This window comes from Niallia sp. MER 6 (assembly GCF_023714395.1).
Classification (GTDB): domain Bacteria; phylum Bacillota; class Bacilli; order Bacillales; family Cytobacillaceae; genus Niallia.
In genome coordinates this window covers 1-4460 of the sequence record NZ_JAMAUK010000069.1, presented here as the reverse complement: position 1 = coordinate 4460, position 4460 = coordinate 1, and the positions used below count along the sequence as shown (strand labels likewise).

Annotated in this window: 4 protein-coding genes; all 4 read left to right on the top strand. The window is 32.1% G+C overall.

Going from position 1 to position 4460, the window contains the following annotated elements; all coding sequences use genetic code 11:
• Positions 1-161: 161 nt before the first annotated feature.
• The 4 genes from M3600_RS27980 to M3600_RS27965 all read left to right on the top strand — a co-directional run bounded on the left by M3600_RS27980 (position 162) and on the right by M3600_RS27965 (position 4326).
• Positions 162-1154 (top strand): hypothetical protein, encoded by a 993-nt coding sequence (locus M3600_RS27980; RefSeq protein WP_251648483.1) that lies wholly within the window; start codon positions 162-164, stop codon positions 1152-1154.
• A complete protein-coding gene (locus M3600_RS27975; protein ID WP_251648481.1) occupies positions 1063-1926 on the top strand; it encodes an ATP-binding protein in 864 nt (287 codons plus the stop codon). The genes M3600_RS27980 and M3600_RS27975 overlap by 92 nt, the downstream gene beginning before the upstream one ends.
• A gap of 885 nt (positions 1927-2811) precedes the next feature.
• Positions 2812-3861, top strand: coding sequence for a replication-relaxation family protein (locus M3600_RS27970; RefSeq protein ID WP_251648479.1), 1050 nt, complete (start codon positions 2812-2814; stop codon positions 3859-3861).
• Between the two features lie 321 nt (positions 3862-4182).
• Positions 4183-4326: a hypothetical protein gene (locus tag M3600_RS27965; RefSeq protein WP_251648477.1), complete on the top strand. Its 144-nt coding sequence runs from the start codon at positions 4183-4185 to the stop codon at positions 4324-4326.
• Positions 4327-4460: the final 134 nt, after the last annotated feature.

Genomic DNA, 4460 nt, shown 5'->3' with positions numbered 1-4460 from the left:
CTCCGTAAATTAATGAATTAAACCATCATCATACAATGGAGGAGGCATATATTTTACTGGTATATTTGGGTAAATAAGTGTTTCATCTTATCTAGCGAAAACTGTCTACTTTAGTTTAGCAGTCACAGGGTCTTTTTATTTCTAATTAGAAGGGGGAAAGTATGGCAAATTCCATTTTAAAAAGAGCAGTAATTAAAGAGGAACTAGTAGAATTAACAGGAAACTGTGCCATGGCAATAACTTTAAATCAATTACTATATTGGTCAAAACGAGTAAAGGATTCAGACGGCTTGATTGCTGAAGAGTTAGCACGTATTTCTACAAATAAAGTTTCTGATTTAAGATATGGCTGGATTTATAAATCTTCTGAAGAACTGTCTCAGGAAATCATGTTAGGCAGTCCAAGTACAGTTAGGAGAAACTTAAAAGAGCTTGTTAATAAGAAATATATCTTTGAAAGGAGAAATCCAAACCCAAGATATAAATATGATAAAACCCTGCAGTACAGGGTCAATCTAGTGAAAATAGTTGAGGAACTTAATGAATTAGGTTACAGACTAGAACACTTTGATATTTTCTATAATGATAAAGTTAAATCTACCGATTCATCAAGACAGTTATTAAGTGAATCATCGAATGTGCAAAATGAAGCTTCGATAAGTATGACTGATTCTTCGGATAATCAAGGTGCGCGAGCAATACCAGAGAATACTACAGAGATTATTTATCAAGAACTTGATGATGAAGATGCTAAGTCAGCAACTGGTAGATATTTTCAAGATCCATTTGCTGATCAAATTGCTCGATATTTTTTAATGAAAAGTGCCAAGTACGTTTTAACGGATTCGGATAGATTATCAATTACACAAGTTGCACAACTAGATCTTAATTTACAAACAGTAACCCAGTTAATTGACAATTGTTTCAATGAGTTTGTACCACAACACGAAAGGGACCGTATTCGGTCATTTGCATATGTGGCAAACTACATTTTCGATAAGCATCATAATTTTAAAAAGAAATTAAATCACAAGCAAGATAATATTCAGGAGGAAAAATCTAATGGAAAAACTAAACGATCAATTTTCGCAAATACTAAGCAATCTTCGGGAGAAGTATGGTTCAATCGAGCAAAAGCGAACGGAATCATTTGAAGTCTTAGATGAGGTCTCAGACAAATGTCCTTATAAACAGTGTGACGGTTCAGGTTATATTGTATTTAAAGATCTAGGTGAAGTTAAAATGGCTATTTGTGAATGCCGACAAGATAAGGAATTATTAACTAAGTTTAAATTCGCAAAGATTCCAATTGACCTTCAAGATTGTACTGTAAAGGAGTTTCGAACAGATATCTATCGAGTAGAGGAAAACCGGATGAAAGCCGAGTTTGCTAAACGAGTCGCAACTGAATTTACGGAGAATTTTCATGAATTCAAGGATCACGGAAAGGGATTGTATCTTTACAGTAAAACAACTGGTAGTGGAAAAAGCCGTTTGGCAGTGAGTATTGCGAATGACATTATCAGACGATTTGATATAAATGTGTTATATATTTCTTCAGCAAATATGCTTAATGAGCTAAAAAATACTTTTGACAATAAGAATGGCATTCGTGAATTAGATATTTTAAATTATTACGGAAATGTGGAAGTTTTAATTATCGATGATTTTGGTGTAGAAAAAGCATCAGATTGGTCAGAAAGCATTTTTACTCAGATTTTAGAAGAGCGCATGAATAATAAAAAAGTCACCATTTTAACCTCGAATTTGAGTGTAGAGGAATTGTCGGGTAAATATCCGGCTGGAAGAATTCAGAGCAGAATCGAAAAAATAACTTTTCCTCTAGCAATGCCGGAGGAAAGCGTTCGTTCTATTTTAGCAGCAGAAGAGAATGAAGGCATATTTGAAAAAATATTCGGCGTTTAGATAAGAAGCAATGAACAAGATCAATCTGATTAGGTTGATCTTGTTTTTTTACAGAGATTCGATTATGTGAATTTATCGTTGTAACAATAAGAGCAACCGTAAATTAAATAAAGAAAGCCAATTCTTGAGAGGAACTGATATTGGTAACCCATAATAGTGTCTATTTCATGTAAAGGTTACCATGACTGGTTACCTTAATCGAGTACCATAACTAAAAATGATAGTTTATTAAGATTTAAGTGGCACATAAATGGATTATTTTGAGAATTCTAGCTAGAATTTACGTTTGAAAATGATTTGGTAACGAATGATGGTAACTATATAAAATGCCATTATATCAACGATTTTGCAACACTATATATTAACGGTATCTGAATCTAGTAACCATTGAAAGTTACTAATAGCCGTAATAAGCATTTGATGGCAAATACGGATACAGGAACAATTAATATAGTTCAAAGTACTTCGATTTTATGATCTTAAATTATTGACATATAAAAACATTTCAATGGATCTAAATTAGAGATTTCGAGCATTTAATTGAAAATTATTATGAACCTTGTGCATTCTTAGCCTTTCAGTTTTATTATGGTAGTTTACTAGAAATATAGAGAATCCCCGATATAATGCTTAATGAAAAGCAGTTAGATTAAATCCATTTTGAGCTTTCTCTACTGAATTCTCTATATATACCAAGGTGATATGATTTCCTATCTAGTTTTATTAGGTCGATTTTAATCTAAGTAATATAGTTTAATTGATCCGAAATAATAGGCTTTCAAGTAGAGGAAACTCTATTACTTTGGAAAACACTGTTACTCTGGCTTACTAATTCCGGGGTAACAGACTTTAGCAGTAACAACTATAAAAGGGGATAGGTACTATTTGTTTATCAAAGTAATTTTTAAAATAAATTTGAAGGGAGTTTGTAAAAGATTGGACGATGTTAGTGTAATTAAAGGGAAAGGGAGATCTCGGCTGGAAGTTAAAACTTCTGAAATCTTGTTATTAGAATATCTAGAACGTCATCGATTGCTTACGATGGCACAACTATATAAGTATTTTACTCAGTTCTTGGGAGAAGAGATTAAAGAATACTCATTTAAAAATCGATTAAGAAGACTGGAGGAATTTAAATTAGTTCGTTCTTCTAGTTTTGCAGATGGTTTCGATGGTGAACGTTTTAAGTATTTTTCAATTGGTTCTGGTGGAATCAATTTGTTAATTGAAAATGGACTTTTGTTTGAGGATTATAATAAGAATCAAATATATCAACTATTAGAAAAGAAGAATAAACTTCATTTCTTATATACACAAGAGGTAGTTCTGGATATTATGTGTACCACTAAACAAAGATTATCATTGCCGCAATATAAGCATTACAATCAAACTAAATTATTTAGCTCGTTGGCACCGTCCCATGTTCCTTATGAAATGTGGATTCAGAAGGCAAGTAAGCCAGTAGCTATGTTTAACAAGGGAGCTGCACATGCTAGAACGGCCCAATTTATAAATAACAATCAACAGTATAAAAAAAGTAATGGTGATTGGGTAACTATTATACGCCCAGACTGGATTTTACAAAGGGAGTATGATAGTCAAGAACAAAAAATAAGGTATTTAAACATCGAATTAGATACTGGTACTGAGCCATTGGAACAACTTGTGGATAAGGTTTGGAGATACTGTATACTGGCTGAGCAGGATCCAGAAAGTAAACATGGAGTACTATTTGTACTTCCTGATGAAAGTTTTTCAAAAAGGACTAAATATGGCGATAGAAGTCAGCGAATAACAAACATCCGTGACAAGATATTTAAAGATTCGTTAATGGTTGATAGGCTTAAACAAGTAAAATTATCAGTAGGTGTGGTATCGTTAAAAAAAGCTGGGGCTGTTGCAACTAAGTTTTTGGTACCGGAATTATTTAAATAGTAGACTATTAAGCAAAGTTGCAGGTCTAGAATTTAATAAAAATTTGTATGTAGATGTGTAAGTAAGTTTGTCCCCCTTTAGAGGGTGACATCATTTAATTTTGAAAGTACAAATATGATTATTCCAACAATCTACAGTGCAAAAATTACTAAAGCATTTGGAACAAATAATATACGAACTATCTTCCAAACTGCTAAAAATATCTTTAAAATTTTTGTATTTGTATCGAGTCACTTGTACCTCATCTTTAATCCATTTATTTAAAACTATCACGTCCATTTCATTACTTACGTAAATATATGAAAGAGGTGAATAAATAGTATGAAAGAAAAAGAAAAAAATGAAAATATTACTGCTGGTTGTGATGACGACGAAATTATATTTACAATGGAATTAGATCTAGAAGCATTTAATGTTATTTTACGTTTGTACGATAATACATTTAGAGATTTAGTCGATAGATAAAGAACCGCTTGTTTTTTGCAAGCAAAAAGTGCAGAAAAATGCAGCGAAATTTACATAGGCTTGCAGCTAGTGTTTACATTAAATTCCATCTTGTGTTTTGATTGAAGAAAGTGCATTTTTCAACCGGTAACTTT